Here is a 14,925-nt window from a genome sequence, read left to right on the forward strand (position 1 = left end):
TTTTCTGATCTCGAACGACGGAGGTCACGATGGCGTCCCCGGCCTACGAGCTCACCCATCTCGAAGCACTCGAAGCCGAAGCCGTGCACATCTTCCGCGAGGTCGCGGCGACCTTCGAACGGCCCGTGCTGCTGTTCTCCGGCGGCAAGGACTCGATGGTGATGCTCCACCTCGCGGCCAAGGCCTTCTGGCCGTCGCCGCCCCCGTTCCCGGTGATGCACGTCGACACCGGGCACAACTTCGACGAGGTCATCGAGTTCCGGGATCGCACGGTCGGCAGGTACGGGCTCCGGCTCGTCGTCTCCAGCGTCCAGGACGACATCGACGCGGGGCGCGTCGTCGAAGACCCGAAGGCCGGCCGCAACCGGCTCCAGACCGCCGCCCTGCTGCGCGGCATCCGCGAGCATTCCTTCGACGCGGTCTTCGGCGGCGCCCGGCGCGACGAGGAGAAGGCGCGCGCGAAGGAACGGGTGTTCAGCTTCCGCGACGAGTTCGGCCAGTGGGATCCGCGCAACCAGCGGCCGGAGCTGTGGGATCTGTACAACGGCAGGCATCGCAAGGGTGAGCACATCCGCGTCTTCCCGCTGTCGAACTGGACCGAGCTCGACATCTGGCAGTACATCGAGGCGGAGAACGTCGACCTGCCGTCGATCTACTACTCGCACCGGCGTCCGGTCGTCCAGCGGGACGGCATGCTGCTCGCGCACACGCGCTTCCTCACCTTGAACGAAGGCGAAAGTCCTTACGAGGCAACGGTTCGCTTCCGCACCGTCGGCGACGCGACCTGCACCGGTTGTGTCGAGTCGACGGCGACGTCACCGGGCGAAGTGGTCGCCGAAGTGGCGGTCAGCAGGCTCACCGAACGCGGCGCCACCCGCGCCGACGACCGGATCTCCGAGGCGGGCATGGAAGACCGGAAGAAGGAAGGTTACTTCTGATGAGCGCTTCCTTGGTCCGCCTCGCGACCGCGGGCAGCGTCGACGACGGGAAGTCGACGCTGATCGGCCGCCTGCTGTTCGATTCGAAGACGGTGTTCACCGACCAGCTCGAAGCCATCGAACGCACCAGCCGCGACCGCGGTGAGGCGTACCCGAACCTCGCGCTGCTGACCGACGGTCTCCGCGCCGAACGCGAACAGGGCATCACGATCGACGTCGCCCATCGCTATTTCGCCACCCCACGGCGGAAGTTCATCATCGCCGACACGCCGGGACACGTGCAGTACACCCGCAACATGGTCACCGGCGCGTCCACGGCGGATCTCGCGCTGATCCTGATCGACGCCCGCAAGGGCGTGCTCGAACAGTCGCGGCGGCACGCGTTCCTGGCCAGCCTGCTGGGGATCCCGCATCTGGTGCTGTGCGTCAACAAGATGGACCTGGTCGACTGGTCGCAGGAACGCTTCGAAGAGATCCGCGAGGAGTTCCGCCGGTTCGCCATGAAACTTCAGGTGCACGACCTCACCTTCGTGCCGATGTCGGCGTTGCACGGCGACAACGTCGTGCACCGGGGCGCCAGTATGCCTTGGTACGAAGGGACTTCCCTGCTGCATCATCTCGAACAGGTGCACGTGGCCTCGGATCGCAACCTCATCGACGCGCGATTCCCCGTGCAGTACGTGATCCGCGAGCACAGCCGCGACTTCCGCGGCTACGCGGGCACCGTCGCGGGCGGGGTGTTCAAACCCGGTGACGAGGTCGCCGTCCTGCCCTCCGGTTTCACGACCACGGTGCGCGCGATCTGGGGCCCGGGCGGCACCACGGTCACCGAGGCCTTCGCTTCGCAGGCCGTCACGATCGAACTCGAAGACGACCTCGACCTAGGCCGCGGCGACCTGATCTGCCGCCCCGGCAACCGTCCCCACACGAGCCGGGACGTCGACGCGATGGTGTGCTGGTTCTCCGAACAAGGAGCTTTGAAAGCAGGGAATACCTTCCTCGTGCGGCACACCACCCGGGAGACCAAGGCCGAGATCCGCGACCTGGACTACCGGCTCGACGTCACCACCCTGCACCGCGACGAGACAGCGAAGTCGTTGTTCCTCAACGAAATCGGCCGGATCCGGCTGCGTTCCCGGCAGCCGCTGCTGTTCGATTCCTACCGCCGCAACCGCTCCACCGGAGGTTTCCTGCTCGTCGACGAGCATTCCGGCGCGACGGTCGCGGCGGGCATGATCACCGGGCCGAGCGTGACCGCGTCGAACGTCGTCTGGCACACCGCCGCGGTCACCAGGGCGGAACGCGCGACACGCGGGCTCACCGTCTGGCTCACCGGGCTTTCCGCGTCCGGGAAATCGAGTGTGGCCGTGGAACTGGAGCGGCGGCTGGTGGCGTCGGGCAGGCCCGCGTACCTGCTGGACGGCGACAACCTGCGGCACGGGCTGAACGGGAACCTCGGTTTCAGCCCCGCCGATCGCGCCGAGAACGTCCGCCGCGTCGCCGAGGTCGCGAAGCTGTTCGCCGACGCCGGTGTGGTGTCGGTGGTCTCCTTGATCAGCCCGTACCGGGCCGACCGCGAACTCGCCCGCGCCACGCACGAGGCCGCCGGGCTGCCGTTCCTCGAGATCTTCGTCGACACCCCGCTGGAGGTCTGCGAAGACCGCGACCCCAAGGGGATGTACGCGAAGGCGAGGGCGGGCGAGATCAGCGGGTTCACCGGGGTGGATGCTCCCTACGAGCAACCCGAGAGCCCGGATCTGGTGCTGCGCCCCGAAAACGGGGATCCCGCCGCGATGGCCGCGCTGATCCTCGCCGCGCTCGACTGACGGTCAGCCGCCGTTGGTCGCCCGGTACGGAGCGGCCGCGTAGGTGCGGGCGGTGGCGGCCGTCAGCTTCTCGACCGAACGGAACATCGTCCTGCCGAGCTTCGCCCGCGCCCGCAACGCCGGATGCGTCGCCGCGTAGTCGTCCTTGTTCACCGCCGGATCGCCGGCGAACTCGCCGGAGGCGAACAGCGAATAAGTGAGGATCGGCTTGCCGTCCGCGCTGAACATCACTCCGGCCTCGTTACGGCCGTCGTTGAACCAGCCCGCCTTCGTCGCGACCCGCAGCCGCTCGGCCGAGGTCAGGTCGAGCCGCACGCCGTCGGTGAACGCGCTCAGCGACCGCAGGATGTTCAGCAGGTACTCGGTGGACTTCGCCGAAAGCAGGGTCCCGCCGACCAGTTTCCGCAGCAGCGTATGCGTTTCGGCCGGGGTCGTCTTGCCGAGGAAGAACCGGTTCGGGTTCGCCACCGGCACGACCTGGGTGTGCACGAAACCCTTGCCGCGCAGGATCTCGTTGAGTTCCGCGGCGGGACAGACCAGCCCGCACAGGCGGACGGCGGTGTTGTCGGACAGCGTCAGCAGCGCGGCCATCGCGTGCCCGAGGGTCACCGAACTCGGGTACGCGCCGTCGAGGGCGAAGATGCCGTCGGTGTCCTTGATGACGATGTCGGCCGTGACGTCGACACGCTGGTCCAAAGTGAGCAGTCCGCGGTCGATCTTGTCGAGCACCGCTGTGGCGACGGCGATCTTGTTGACGCTGTACGCCTCGACCACCTCGTCGGCCCGCTCGGAGACGGCGGGGACCAGGTTCCCGGCGGAATCCGCGACACTGACGTAGGAAGACCAGGTGCCGCCCGCCTTCGCGGTTTCACGGGCGTAGACCTGGGAAATCCGGCGCGCGGCGGACGCGGCGTCGACGGCGGCGATGTCCTGATCGGACTCTTCGGCGGCTTGGGCGACCTGCGCCGTCCCGAGCACCGCGCCCGCGGCGGCGACCGTGCCCAGCCCCAGCAGGCGACGACGATTGACGTTGGTATCCACCCCGGAACCCTACCGTGTTCAGCCCGCCGGTGTGACGAATCCGGTGTCGTAGGCCTTGATCACCGCTTGCGTCCGGTCCCGCGCGCCGAGTTTCGCGAGCACGTTCCCGACATGCGTCTTGACCGTCTGCACACCGAGGTACAGCTCGCCCGCGATCTCCACATTGGACAGTCCGCCCGCCATCAGCCGCAGCACCTCGCTTTCGCGTTCGGTGAGCCCGGCTCCGGACAAGCCGTCCAGCGGCCCCCGGTTCGCCTGCTGCGCGGCCAGCCGCCGGATCGCGGCCGGGAACAGCAGCGACTCCCCCGCCGCCACAGTGCGGATCGCCGCGACGATCTCCTCGGGCCGGGCCCGCTTCAGCAGGAAGCCGCTCGCCCCCGCGAGCAAGGCGTCGTAGACGTAGTCGTCGTTCTCGAAGGTGGTCACGACGATCACCTTCGGCGGATTGTCCATAGTGGACATCAGATGGGTCGTCGCGCGGATCCCGTCGACCGAAGGCATCCGGACGTCCATCAGCACGACGTCGGGCCGGAACCGCGACACCAGGCCGGGCACCTCGGCACCGTCGGACGCTTCGCCGACGACCTCCAGGTCGGGCTCCGAGGCGACGATCGCCCGCAACCCGGCTCGGATGAGCTGTTCGTCGTCGACCAGCAGCACCCCGATGCTCATCGCCGTTCCCCCCATGGCACCGCCACCTCGACCTTCCAGAATCCGTCCGCGCGGCCCGCGGTGATCGTGCCCCCGAGCACTTCCACCCGTTCCGTCATTCCCCTCAGCCCCCGGCCGCCCCCGTCCCGTGACGGCGGCGCGTCGCCGAGCGGATTGGACACCCGCACCCGCAACAGCTCCGCCCCGGCGTCGACGAGGACCGCCACCGGCACCTTACCGGCGTGCCGCAACGCGTTCGTCAGGCATTCCTGCAAGATCCGGTACGCCTCACGGGAGACGACCGGCGGCACCGCGGACGGATCACCGCGCATCTCCGCCGACACCTCGGCGCCCGCCAGCCGCGTGGCCTCGACCAGCGCGGGCAGCTCCGCCAGCCCTGATTGCGGCGCCCGCGACGACGCCTCGTCACGCAGCAGGCCGAGCACGTGGTCGAGATCGTCCAGGGCTGCGCGGGCCGAATCCTCGATCGCGGTGAGCGCCTGCTCGGTGAACTCCGGATCGGACCTCAGGGTGCGCCGCGCCGCACCGGCCTGAATGGTCACCACGCTCAGCGCGTGCCCGACCGAGTCGTGCAGTTCGCGCGCGAGCCGGTTGCGTTCGGCGAGCTGTTCGGTGCGCTTCTCCAGCTGGGCGATCCGCTCCGCGGCCGAGATCCCCAGCAGGCTCTTGGCGCAGCGGGTCAGCACCGCGCCCGCACCCCACACGACGTAGGCCAGCACGACGACGCCGAGCAGGCACGCCACCGGGATCCACGCGCTCGCCCAGCCTTTCGGCACCTCGATCGCGCTCTCGGCGGTCAGGGCGATCTTGCCACTGAACGGGGCGGCGATCGTGAAGCCGAACGCGACCGGGACGAACAGGCTCACCAGGCTGATGACGCAACCGGTACTCACGTGCAGCAGGAACATCGCGGTCGAACGCAGGCGGACGGGCCAGCTCCCCGCGGGCCCGAACACGACTCCCGGCACGGGATCGTCCAGCAGTTCCCGCACGGCCGCGCCTTCCAGCACGCGGACGGCGGGGATGAACGACGACGCGATCATCACCACGACGACGGTGATCAGCCCGATCACGGTCCCGCGTTCCAACGTCACGACGAGAGGCAGCAGCGACGGCACCATGATGGCGGCGAAGAGCACATACGGCACGCTCAGCGCGCCACCGAGGATGAAGTAGACCCACCTGCGGTAGGTCGCCCGATCCAGGAGCGGGCCGAAAAGTCGCATGGGGTCTTTCTAGCGTGTGCCGGCTTCGCGCGGATCCCTCATCAGTATCTCCGCGATCTCCCTCGCGAGGGTGACCCGGTGCGCGTCCCCGTCGATGCCGGTATGCGCGACGGCGCCTTCGAGCAGGAGGAAGAGCTGCTCCGCGAGCCGCTCCGGATCGGCCGCGCCCGGCGCGTCCTCGCGGAGGAGTTCGGCGAACTTCGCCCGCACCGCCGCCTTGTGCCGCCGGATCACGTCGAGGCCGGGATGCCCGGCGGGCAGTTCGGCGGCCGCGTTGAGGAACGCGCAACCCCGGTCGCTTCCCAGCTTGGGATGATCGACGTAGGCGTCGAAGACCGTCAGCGCCCGGGGCACTTCGGCCTCCGCCAGCCGCTCTTCGAGGTACGCCCACCAGATGTCGTGACGGCTTCGCAGGTACGCGACCGTCAGCTCCGTCTTCGACCCGAAGGACGCGTACAGCGTCTTCTTCGTGACGCCAGCGGCCTCGGCGATGGCCGCGACGCCCACGGCGTTCAGGCCCTCCTGGTAGAAGAGCTCGCTCGCGGCGCTCAGGACACGCTCGCCCGCCGGTGTCAGCATGCCTCGACTATACCGATCGGTTGACCCGAGCGCGAAATGCGGGAACACTCCAGAGGTATACTGCTCGGTATACCTCTGGAGGAGAGCTGATGGTTTCTTCGTACAAACGCGAGTTGACGTTCACCGCGGCCGGGTTGTCGCTGATCGCGGTCTCGTACGGACTCGCGAGGTACGCGTACGGCCTCTTCGCCCCGACGCTCCGTACAGAGTTCGGCCTCGACGGCAGCATGCTCGGCGCCATCGCGGCGGGAAGCTACGTCGCGTACTGCCTCGCGGTCATCGCTTCCACCGCCGTGACGACCCGCTGGGGCGCGCGGGCGGGTGCGCTCGCCGCCGGGGCGACGGCCACCGCGGGAACGTCCCTGATCGCGGCCGCGCCGAACGCGGGCGTCCTCGCGCTCGGCGTCGTCCTCGCCGGAGCCGGCACCGGCCTCGCTTCCCCCTCACTCGCCGACGCGGTCTCCCGCGTCGTCCGCGTGACGCGCCGGGACCGTGCCCAGGCCGTGGTGAACGCCGGGACCGGACTCGGCGTGCTCGTCTCGGGCCCGGTCTCCCTGCTCGCGGTCGGCGACTGGCGAATGGCTTGGTGGGCCTTCGCCGCGGCCTCGGCTCTGGTGACCTTGTGGATCGCCCGTGTCGTGCCGCCGGCGAAGGACGACCGCGCGCGGGGGCTGCCGTCGCCGCTGTTCCCGCCGGCCACCGGACGGCTGCTGCCCGCCGCCGCGACCCTCGGCCTGGCCAGCGCGGCGATCTGGACGTTCGGCCGGGACATCGCCGTGAGCGTCGGCGGACTCGACGAGACCGCCTCGACGGTGGTGTGGATCGTGCTCGGCGCGGTCGGCCTGGCGGGCGCGTTCACCGCCGAACTGACCTCCCGCGCGGGACTGCGCCGCGCCTGGTCGGTGGGCATGCTCCTGTTCGCCGCCGCCACGGCCCTCTTCGCCCTCGCCACCCGCTCGCTCCCGGCACTCGTCATCGCGGCGGCGCTCTTCGGAGCCGTCTACATCGGACTGACCGGTGTGCTGATCCTCTGGGGCACCAGGGCTTACCCGACGGCGCCCGCGTTCGGTGTCGGTGTGGCGTTCCTGATGCTGGCCCTCGGACAGGCCGCCGGAGCACCGCTCATCGGTCTCCTGGGTGATCTTTTCGATCTTCGCGCCGGCTTCCTCGCGGCGGCGGCGATCGCCGTTCTCGGCGTCCTGTTCGCACCCAAGGAAGCGACCACTACGTACAACTTCGGGCTCCGCTCCCTCGCAAGGGTGAGCACTGTCCCGCCCCAGCGGGAATCAAGCGTGGGCTGCGCGTGATGTCCTCTTCGGCATGAACCTGCTGCTCGGCCTGCTCACCCTGCCCGTCTACGCGCTCATGCTGTGGCCGCTCGTGGTCGGCGCCCGCCGCGTGCTGGGGGTGCGGATCGGCCTGATCCGCGCGGGCTGCGCCGCCGGATTCGGCTGGCTCGTCGCAGGCGGCATCCTCACCGCGTTCCCGCAGGCGATGTACGCGGGGAACGCCTTCGCCGGGCTGGTCATCCCGGTGGCGGGCAGCGCTTTCCTGGCCACGCTGATCTTCCTGTTCGTCGCGGAACTCGCGCTCCCCGCCGGTTCGGGGCTCGGGCTGATCGGCAGGATCCGGTCGATGCGCCGCCGCGCGGCAAGGACCCGGCGCTACTCGCAGATCACCCGGATCGCGATCAAACACGGCCTCGGCCGCTACCTCACCGGCCGCCGCGAACCCGGCCTCGCCCAGGTCCGGCACGCCAAACTGGCGCGCTCACTGCGGCGCGCGCTGGAGGAGGGCGGCGTGACGTTCGTGAAACTCGGCCAACTGCTCTCGACCCGGTCCGATCTGCTCCCGCCGGTTTTCGTCGACGAACTCAGCAAACTCCAGGACCAGGTCGCCTTCGCCGACACCGACGAGGTGGCGACGGTGCTGCGAGAGGAACTGGGCGGCGACCCGGCCGAGATCTTCGCCGAATTCGACCCGGAACCGATCGCGGCCGCGTCGATCGCGCAGGTCTACCGGGCGAAGCTGCGCGGCGGTCAGGACGTGGTCGTCAAGGTGCAGCGGCCCGGTGTGCAGGCCTTGGTCGAGCGGGACCTCGACATCGTCCGCCGGGTGGCGGCCGCACTGGACGTGCGCGCGGGCTGGGCACGCTCGCTCGGCGTCGTCGACCTCGCCGAAGGATTCGCCGACGCGCTGGTCGAGGAACTCGACTTCCGCACCGAGGCCAGGAACATCGAAGCGGTCACCGCCGCCTCCCCCGGTACCGAGGTCGCCCTTCCGACCGTCCACAAAGAACTGTCCACCGAACGTGTCCTGGTGATGCGGCGTCTCGACGGCAAACCGCTCGCCGCCGCCAAGGAGCAGGTTCCGGTCGCGGAACGGGCGAAACTCGCGCGGTCGATGCTGCGGTGCGTGCTCGGCCAGGTGATGGGCAGCGGCGTCTTCCACGCCGACCCGCATCCCGGCAACGTCCTGCTGCTCGCCGACGGCAGGCTCGGCCTGCTCGACTTCGGCTCCGTCGGGAGGCTCGACTCGGGTCTGCGCGGCGGTCTGCAGAACCTGATCCTCGCGCTGGACCGCGGCGACCCGGCCGCGTTGCGCGACGGCCTGCTGGAGATCGTCGACCGGCCGGACGAGATCGAGGAGCGCCGGCTGGAGCGGGCGCTGGGTGCCTTGGTGGCCAAGCATTTCAACCACGGCCAGGCCCCGGATCTCGACATGTTCACCGACCTGTTCCGGGTGATCGCCGACTTCAAGCTCAGCGTGCCCCCGCCGATCGCCGCGGTGTTCCGCGCCCTGGCCACCTTGGAGGGGACGCTGGCCGCGCTGGCACCGGGATTCAACATCGTCGTCGAATCCCGCGCCTACGCCGCCGAGCAGGTCGGTGCCGGCCTGCGCCCGGAATCGTTGCGGTCCACGGCCACCAACGAACTGATGGCGCTCCTGCCGGTGCTGCGACGACTGCCCCGCCGCGTCGACCGGATCGGCGACGCGCTGGAGCAGGGCAGGCTTTCGGTCAACGTCCGGCTGTTCTCCGACGAACGCGACCGCGACGTGGTCACCGGTCTGGTGCACGAGATCCTGCTGGCGTTCGTCGGTGTGGCCACCGGGCTGATGGCCGTACTGCTGCTGGGCAGCGCGACCGGCCCGGAGGTGCTGGCCGGGGTCACGCTGCACCAGATGTTCGGCTACAACCTGCTGGTGGTCAGCGCATTGGTGGGATTGCGGCTGCTCTTCGTCGTTTTCCGGCGGAGCGGACAACGATCACGATCGCCCCGATGACCCCGACGGCGACCAGCCCCGCCCCGCCGAGCGCGAGGTTGCGCGAAGTACGGAATCCGGTGTCGGACACCGGATCGCCGGGCAATCCGGCCTCGATGAACGCGGTGGTCTGCGGGAAGGGGTCGGCGGCGAGGACACTCCCCAGCCCGACGATGACCCCGTAGACCTTGTCCGCAGGAACGGCACCGTCTCCCGGGGAACCCGCGAAGAGCTGCGAGTCGACGGAATTATTCCGCTGGTCGCCTGCCACGAACAGCGCCTCCGGCGGCACCTTGGCGCTGAATGGCCTTCCGATGCCGCCTTCGTAGTCGGTATAGGGTTCCTTGACCGGCGTCCCGTTGACCATGATCAAGTTGTCCTTCGTGCAGCAGACGACCTGGTCACCACCGATACCGATCACTCGTTTGATGGTCAGCTCCCCGGGGGCCGAACCCGGGAACGCGCTCAGATCCATGAGGACCACCGCGCCACGGGGAATCTCCGCCACACCTAAGGGGTGGTGGAGCACGATCACCCCTGGCTTGAGTGTCGGGCTCATCGCGGGGGTGGCGACACTCGCCATCCGGTAACTCATCAGGGTCCAGAACCCGTATCCGCCGGCGCCCACGCCGACGACCGCCAGCAGGATCATCACGAACAGGAGCGGGGAGAATCTTCGCTTCGGCCCGGGTCTGTCGGCGGGCGGCGCGGGAAAGTCCGTTTCGGTCACAGCGCAGAGTAGCGCCACTCAACCTCGGGGCGCGTACATGATGACCCCGACCCCGGCCAGGCAGATCAACGCGCCGATCACGTCGTAGCGGTCCGGCCGGTAGCCGTCGGCGACCATGCCCCACGCCAGCGAACCCGCGACGAACACCCCGCCGTACGCGGCGAGGATGCGGCCGAAGTTCGCGTCGGGTTGCAAGGTCGCGACGAAGCCGTAAAGGCCCAGCGCGACTACGCCGGCGCCGATCCAAAGGTAGCCGCGGTGCTCCCGGACGCCTTGCCAGATCAGCCAGGCACCGCCGATCTCCAGGAGGGCTGCGAGCGCGAAGAGCGCGATGGACCGGAAGATCATCCCCGCAGCCTACGGGACGCGGTATAGGCCGTTATACGCTCGGCGCCCTCTACCCGCCCCCCGAATGCAATGAACGGTCCTTTCCTTGCGAATTTCGCAAGGAAAGGACCGTTCCTAGCAGTCGAAAGGAGCGAAGCGTGCGTCAGACGGTGAAGCCGAGCGCCCGCAGCTGTTCGCGGCCGTCGTCGGTGATCTTCTCCGGACCCCACGGCGGCATCCAGACCCAGTTGATCCGGAAGTCCTTGACCAGCCCCGTTCCCCCGCCGACGAGCGCGGCACCGGTCTGGTCCTCGATGACGTCGGTCAGCGGGCAGGCCGCCGACGTCAGGGTCATGTCGATGGTGGCGGTGTTGTCCGCCTCGACGCGGATGTCGTAAACGAGCCCGAGGTCGACGACGTTGATGCCGAGCTCAGGGTCGACGACGTCGCGCATCGCCTCTTCGACGTCCTCGACCTTCGCCACGTCGGCGCTGTCCGGGGCGGCGGCGGTCTCGGCGTCGAGGTCGGCGGCCGTGCGGCCCTCGCGGGTTTCGGTCTGCTGTTCGGTCATGCCGTCTCAACTCCGTTGGTCGTGCGGGCGACGGCGTCCTTGAACGCCATCCATCCGAGCAGGGCGCATTTCACGCGGGCCGGGTACTTGGCCACGCCGGCGAAGGCGATGCCGTCCTCCAGCACGTCCTCGTCCGGCTCGATCTGTCCCTTGCCCTGCATCAGCTCGACGAAGGCGTCCATGGTGGTGAACGCCTCCTCCACGGTGTGCCCGACGACGAGATCCGTCAAGACCGACGTGGACGCCTGGCTGATCGAGCAGCCCTGTCCCTCGTAGGAGACGTCGGTGACCTTCCCGTCGTCGACCTTCACCCGCAGCGTCACCTCGTCGCCGCAGGTCGGGTTGACCTGGAACGACTCGGCGTCGAACGGCTCGCGCAGACCGCGGCCGTGCGGGTTCTTGTAGTGGTCCAGGATGATCTCCTGGTACATGCTCTCCAGGTTCATCACGCCACCCCGAAGAACTTCTGCGCCTCACGCACACCGTTCACCAAAGCGTCCACTTCGGACAGGGTGTTGTAGACGTAGAACGACGCGCGCACGGTCGCGGGCACCGAGCAGGCCCGGTGCAGCGGCCACGCGCAGTGGTGCCCGACGCGGACGGCGACGCCGAGGCTGTCCAGCACCTGCCCCGAGTCGTGCGGGTGGACGCCGTCGATGACGAACGACACCAGTCCGCCGCGGTCGGTCATGTCGGTGGGGCCGATGATCCGCACGCCCGGGATCTCGCCGAGCCCGGCCAGCGCAGCCTCGGTGAGGAGGTGTTCGTGCGCGGCGACCCGGTCCATGCCGATCGCCGACAGGTAGTCGGCGGCCGCGCCGAGGCCGACGGCCTGCGACGTCATCGGGGTACCCGCCTCGAACCGCTGCGGCGGCGCGGCGAACGTGGTCTCCTCCATGCGGACCAGCTCGATCATCGAGCCACCGGTCAGGAACGGCGGCATCGCTTCGAGCAGCTCGCGGCGTCCATAAAGGACACCGATACCGTACGGGCCGACCATCTTGTGCCCGGCGAAGGCGGCGAAGTCGACGTCCAGCGCGTGGAGGTCGACCGGGAAGTGCGGCACCGACTGGCAGGCGTCCAGCACGACCAGCGCGCCGACCTTGCGGGCCTTCTTCACCAGGAACTCGACCGGGTTGATCGTGCCGAGCACGTTGGACTGGTGCGTGAACGCGAGCACCTTGGTCCGCTCGGTGATCAGCTCGTCCACATTGGACAGGTCGAGGCGGCCGTCCGCGGTGACGGAGAACCACTTCAGCGTCGCGCCGGTGCGCTGGCAGAGCTGCTGCCACGGCACCAGGTTCGCGTGGTGCTCCATCTCGGTGATGACGATCTCGTCGCCGGGACCGATCTTGAACCGCTCGGCCCCGGGACCGGCCGTGGCGGCGTTGCTCATCGCGTAGGCGACGAGGTTGATGCCCTCGGTGGCGTTCTTGGTGAACACCAGCTCGTGTGGGGAGGCGCCGACGAACTCCGCGATCCGCACGCGGGCGGACTCGTAGGCGTCGGTCGCCTCCTCGGCGAGCTGGTGCGCGCCGCGGTGCACCGCGGCGTTCGAGGTCTCCAGGAACCGGCGCTCGGCTTCGAGCACCTGCGCCGGCTTCTGGGACGTCGCACCGGAATCCAGATACACCAAGGGTTTCCCGTCCCGGACCGTGCGGGTCAGGATCGGGAAGTCGGCCCTGATGGCCGCTACGTCCAGCGGAACAGAGTTAGCCGTGGTGGTGGTCATCGGGCCAACTCCTCTCGGTGTAGTCGTGAAGTTCAGTGATCAGACGGCGGCGGTCTCGGCGGAGCCGGTGTACTTGACGTACCCGTTCTCCTCGAGCTCGTCCGCGAGTTCACGGCCACCGGACTCGACGATCTTGCCGCCCGCGAAGACGTGCACGAAGTCGGGCGTGATGTGCCGCAGGATCCGCGTGTAGTGCGTGATCAGCATGACGCCGGCGTCGTTGTTGGCCTTGAACTCGTTGACGCCCTCGGACACGACGCGCAGCGCGTCGACGTCGAGGCCGGAGTCGGTCTCGTCGAGGATGGCGATCTTCGGCTTGAGCAGCGCCAGCTGCAGGATCTCGTGGCGCTTCTTCTCGCCGCCGGAGAAGCCCTCGTTCACCGAACGCTCGGCGAACTCGGACGAGATCTCCAGCTTGCCCATCTCCTCCTTGACCTCCTTGACCCAGTGACGAAGCTTGGGAGCCTCGCCACGGACCGCGGTGGCCGCGGTCCGGAGGAAGTTGGACATGGACACGCCCGGAACCTCGACCGGGTACTGCATGGCGAGGAACAGGCCCGCGCGGGCACGCTCGTCGACGCTCATCTCCAGCACGTCCTCACCGTCGAGCAGGACCTGCCCGGAGGTGACTTCGTACTTGGGGTGGCCGGCGATGGCGTAGGACAGCGTGGACTTGCCCGAACCGTTGGGGCCCATGATCGCGTGGGTCTCGCCCGACTTGATGGTCAGGTTGACGCCCTTGAGGATCTCCTTGGGGCCCTCCTCGGTCGTGACCGAGGCGTGCAGATCCTTGATTTCCAGCGTAGGCATTTCTTTCCTAAAAGTCTGATGTGGACGGACGAGGGCTTAGACGCCCACGGCTTCGAGCTCGGCTTCGATCGCGGCCTCGAGACGCTCGCGCACCTCGGGAACGCCGATCTTGACCAGGATCTCGTGGAAGAACCCGCGTACGACCAGGCGGCGCGCGGCGTCTTCGCCGATACCGCGCGACTGGAGGTAGAACAACTGCTCGTCGTCGAACCTTCCCGTCGCGCTCGCGTGGCCCGCGCCTTCGATCTCGCCGGTCTCGATCTCCAGGTTCGGGATCGAGTCCGCCCGCGCGCCCGGCGTCAGCACCAGGTTGCGGTTGAGCTCGTAGGTGTCGGTGGCCTCGGCGGCCGCCCGGATCAGCACGTCGCCGACCCACACGGTGTGCGCGCCATCGCCCTGCAGCGCGCCCTTGTACATCACCCGCGACTTGCAGTTCGGCACCGCGTGGTCGACGAAGAGACGGTGCTCCTGGTGCTGCGCTTCGTCCGCGAAGTACAGGCCGAGCATCTCGACGTCGCCGCCCTTGTCGGCGAACGTCGCCGTCGGCGAGACGCGGACGAGGTCGCCGCCCAGGGTGATGACGATGTGCTTGAGCGTGGCGTCGCGGCCGAGCTTGAGGTGCTGCTCGGAGACGTGCACCGCGTCGTCGGCCCAGTCCTGGACGCTGACGACGGTGACGTTCGCCGAATCGCCGATGACGAACTCGACGTTGTCGGCGTAGGTGCCGGAGCCGGCGTGGTCGAGGACGATGACGGCCTCGGAGAACTGCTCGGCGCGCACCTGCACGTGCCCGTAGGCGACCTTGCCCTCGCCGGGGCCGGTGATCTTCACCGTCGACGGCTTCGAGGTCTTCGTCTCCTTGGGCACCGTGATGACGGTGGCCTCGGTGAACGAGGAGTACGCCTGCGCGGCGATCCGGTCGCTCGGGACACCCGCGGCGCCGAGGCGCTCGTCGTCCCGGCCGACCGTCTCGATCTTCAGTTCGGGTGCGGCGTCGGCGTCCACGGTGGCCGAACCCGAAGCGGCGGCGGACCCGTCGTGCAGGCCGCGCAGCCGCTTCATCGGAGTGAAACGCCAGTTCTCCTCACGACCGCCGGGGACCTCGAAGGCCTCGACGTCGTAGGAGGTGAAGCGCTCCGCGCGGGACGTGGCCGGGATGACCACGCCCTCGCGCATCGCTTCGGAAACGTTGTTCTCGGTAACCGACAT

The 14,925-nt window shown here is 68.9% G+C and carries 15 protein-coding genes; 4 read left to right on the plus strand and 11 right to left on the minus strand.

Annotation, left to right across the window (positions count from 1 at the left end; translation table 11 throughout):
* The first annotated feature begins 29 nt into the window (after positions 1 to 29).
* Together cysD and cysC are read left to right on the plus strand one after the other, a co-directional pair.
* Positions 30 to 938, plus strand: a complete 909-nt coding sequence (gene cysD, locus ACSMFO_RS06925; RefSeq protein ID WP_400562973.1) for a sulfate adenylyltransferase subunit CysD — start codon at positions 30 to 32, stop codon at positions 936 to 938.
* Entirely contained in the window at positions 938 to 2,764 is a 1,827-nt protein-coding gene (gene cysC, locus ACSMFO_RS06930; RefSeq protein WP_436457517.1) for an adenylyl-sulfate kinase, read from the plus strand. The genes cysD and cysC overlap by 1 nt, the downstream gene beginning before the upstream one ends.
* Before the next feature lie 3 nt (positions 2,765 to 2,767).
* On the opposite strand, the gene ACSMFO_RS06935 is transcribed toward cysC, so the two are convergent.
* Genes ACSMFO_RS06935 through ACSMFO_RS06950 form a run of 4 tightly spaced genes read right to left on the minus strand, consistent with a single transcriptional unit; the run spans position 2,768 to position 6,282 of the window.
* A complete protein-coding gene (locus tag ACSMFO_RS06935; RefSeq protein ID WP_436457518.1) occupies positions 2,768 to 3,805 on the minus strand; it encodes a serine hydrolase in 1,038 nt (345 codons plus the stop codon).
* 18 nt (positions 3,806 to 3,823) lie between these two features.
* Positions 3,824 to 4,477 carry a response regulator gene (locus tag ACSMFO_RS06940; protein WP_037344054.1) on the minus strand — a complete coding sequence of 218 codons (654 nt, stop codon included), beginning with the start codon at positions 4,475 to 4,477 and terminating at the stop codon, positions 3,824 to 3,826.
* Positions 4,474 to 5,703 carry a sensor histidine kinase gene (locus ACSMFO_RS06945; RefSeq protein WP_436457520.1) on the minus strand — a complete coding sequence of 410 codons (1,230 nt, stop codon included), beginning with the start codon at positions 5,701 to 5,703 and terminating at the stop codon, positions 4,474 to 4,476. The genes ACSMFO_RS06940 and ACSMFO_RS06945 overlap by 4 nt, the downstream gene beginning before the upstream one ends.
* A gap of 9 nt (positions 5,704 to 5,712) precedes the next feature.
* Positions 5,713 to 6,282, minus strand: coding sequence for a TetR/AcrR family transcriptional regulator (locus ACSMFO_RS06950; protein ID WP_436457522.1), 570 nt, complete (start codon positions 6,280 to 6,282; stop codon positions 5,713 to 5,715).
* Positions 6,283 to 6,371: 89 nt separating this feature from the next.
* Here ACSMFO_RS06950 and ACSMFO_RS06955 point away from each other — a divergent pair, with 89 nt between their 5' ends.
* Both ACSMFO_RS06955 and ACSMFO_RS06960 read left to right on the plus strand, forming a co-directional pair.
* Positions 6,372 to 7,589: an MFS transporter gene (locus tag ACSMFO_RS06955; RefSeq protein ID WP_436457524.1), complete on the plus strand. Its 1,218-nt coding sequence runs from the start codon at positions 6,372 to 6,374 to the stop codon at positions 7,587 to 7,589.
* Between the two features lie 13 nt (positions 7,590 to 7,602).
* Complete coding sequence (locus tag ACSMFO_RS06960; protein ID WP_436457526.1) at positions 7,603 to 9,567, plus strand: ABC1 kinase family protein; 1,965 nt, start codon at positions 7,603 to 7,605, stop codon at positions 9,565 to 9,567.
* On the opposite strand, the gene lepB is transcribed toward ACSMFO_RS06960, so the two are convergent.
* The 7 genes from lepB to sufD all read right to left on the minus strand — a co-directional run bounded on the left by lepB (position 9,491) and on the right by sufD (position 14,925).
* Positions 9,491 to 10,276: a signal peptidase I gene (gene lepB / locus ACSMFO_RS06965; RefSeq protein ID WP_436457527.1), complete on the minus strand. Its 786-nt coding sequence runs from the start codon at positions 10,274 to 10,276 to the stop codon at positions 9,491 to 9,493. The genes ACSMFO_RS06960 and lepB overlap by 77 nt on opposite strands.
* A gap of 18 nt (positions 10,277 to 10,294) precedes the next feature.
* Positions 10,295 to 10,624 (minus strand): YnfA family protein, encoded by a 330-nt coding sequence (locus ACSMFO_RS06970; RefSeq protein ID WP_037344048.1) that lies wholly within the window; start codon positions 10,622 to 10,624, stop codon positions 10,295 to 10,297.
* A 142-nt stretch (positions 10,625 to 10,766) separates the two neighbouring features.
* A complete protein-coding gene (locus ACSMFO_RS06975) occupies positions 10,767 to 11,174 on the minus strand; it encodes a metal-sulfur cluster assembly factor (RefSeq protein ID WP_016333171.1) in 408 nt (135 codons plus the stop codon).
* Positions 11,171 to 11,620 (minus strand): Fe-S cluster assembly sulfur transfer protein SufU, encoded by a 450-nt coding sequence (gene sufU / locus ACSMFO_RS06980; RefSeq protein ID WP_436457528.1) that lies wholly within the window; start codon positions 11,618 to 11,620, stop codon positions 11,171 to 11,173. Before sufU ends, ACSMFO_RS06975 begins: the two co-directional genes overlap by 4 nt.
* Positions 11,620 to 12,906 carry a cysteine desulfurase gene (locus ACSMFO_RS06985; protein WP_436457530.1) on the minus strand — a complete coding sequence of 429 codons (1,287 nt, stop codon included), beginning with the start codon at positions 12,904 to 12,906 and terminating at the stop codon, positions 11,620 to 11,622. Before ACSMFO_RS06985 ends, sufU begins: the two co-directional genes overlap by 1 nt.
* 39 nt (positions 12,907 to 12,945) lie before the next feature.
* Positions 12,946 to 13,716, minus strand: a complete 771-nt coding sequence (sufC, locus tag ACSMFO_RS06990; protein WP_007029703.1) for a Fe-S cluster assembly ATPase SufC — start codon at positions 13,714 to 13,716, stop codon at positions 12,946 to 12,948.
* A gap of 36 nt (positions 13,717 to 13,752) precedes the next feature.
* The gene (gene sufD, locus ACSMFO_RS06995) at positions 13,753 to 14,925 is read right to left on the minus strand and encodes a Fe-S cluster assembly protein SufD (RefSeq protein ID WP_436457533.1); all 1,173 of its coding nucleotides are present in this window, start codon (positions 14,923 to 14,925) and stop codon (positions 13,753 to 13,755) included.

The organism is Amycolatopsis sp. w19, assembly GCF_051373225.1.
Classification (GTDB): Bacteria; Actinomycetota; Actinomycetes; order Mycobacteriales; family Pseudonocardiaceae; genus Amycolatopsis; species Amycolatopsis japonica.

Bases quoted from the DNA above. Each gene is read 5' to 3' on its own strand.
- cysD (WP_400562973.1), top strand. From the start codon at position 30: ATGGCGTCCCCGGCCTACGAGCTCACCCATCTCGAAGCACTCGAAGCC.
- cysC (WP_436457517.1), top strand. From the start codon at position 938: ATGAGCGCTTCCTTGGTCCGCCTCGCGACCGCGGGCAGCGTCGACGAC.
- ACSMFO_RS06940 (WP_037344054.1), bottom strand. From the start codon at position 4,477: ATGAGCATCGGGGTGCTGCTGGTCGACGACGAACAGCTCATCCGAGCC.
- ACSMFO_RS06945 (WP_436457520.1), bottom strand. From the start codon at position 5,703: ATGCGACTTTTCGGCCCGCTCCTGGATCGGGCGACCTACCGCAGGTGG.
- ACSMFO_RS06950 (WP_436457522.1), bottom strand. From the start codon at position 6,282: ATGCTGACACCGGCGGGCGAGCGTGTCCTGAGCGCCGCGAGCGAGCTC.
- ACSMFO_RS06955 (WP_436457524.1), top strand. From the start codon at position 6,372: ATGGTTTCTTCGTACAAACGCGAGTTGACGTTCACCGCGGCCGGGTTG.
- ACSMFO_RS06960 (WP_436457526.1), top strand. From the start codon at position 7,603: ATGAACCTGCTGCTCGGCCTGCTCACCCTGCCCGTCTACGCGCTCATG.
- ACSMFO_RS06970 (WP_037344048.1), bottom strand. From the start codon at position 10,624: ATGATCTTCCGGTCCATCGCGCTCTTCGCGCTCGCAGCCCTCCTGGAG.
- ACSMFO_RS06975 (WP_016333171.1), bottom strand. From the start codon at position 11,174: ATGACCGAACAGCAGACCGAAACCCGCGAGGGCCGCACGGCCGCCGAC.
- sufU (WP_436457528.1), bottom strand. From the start codon at position 11,620: ATGAACCTGGAGAGCATGTACCAGGAGATCATCCTGGACCACTACAAG.
- ACSMFO_RS06985 (WP_436457530.1), bottom strand. From the start codon at position 12,906: ATGACCACCACCACGGCTAACTCTGTTCCGCTGGACGTAGCGGCCATC.
- sufC (WP_007029703.1), bottom strand. From the start codon at position 13,716: ATGCCTACGCTGGAAATCAAGGATCTGCACGCCTCGGTCACGACCGAG.
- sufD (WP_436457533.1), bottom strand. From the start codon at position 14,925: ATGTCGGTTACCGAGAACAACGTTTCCGAAGCGATGCGCGAGGGCGTG.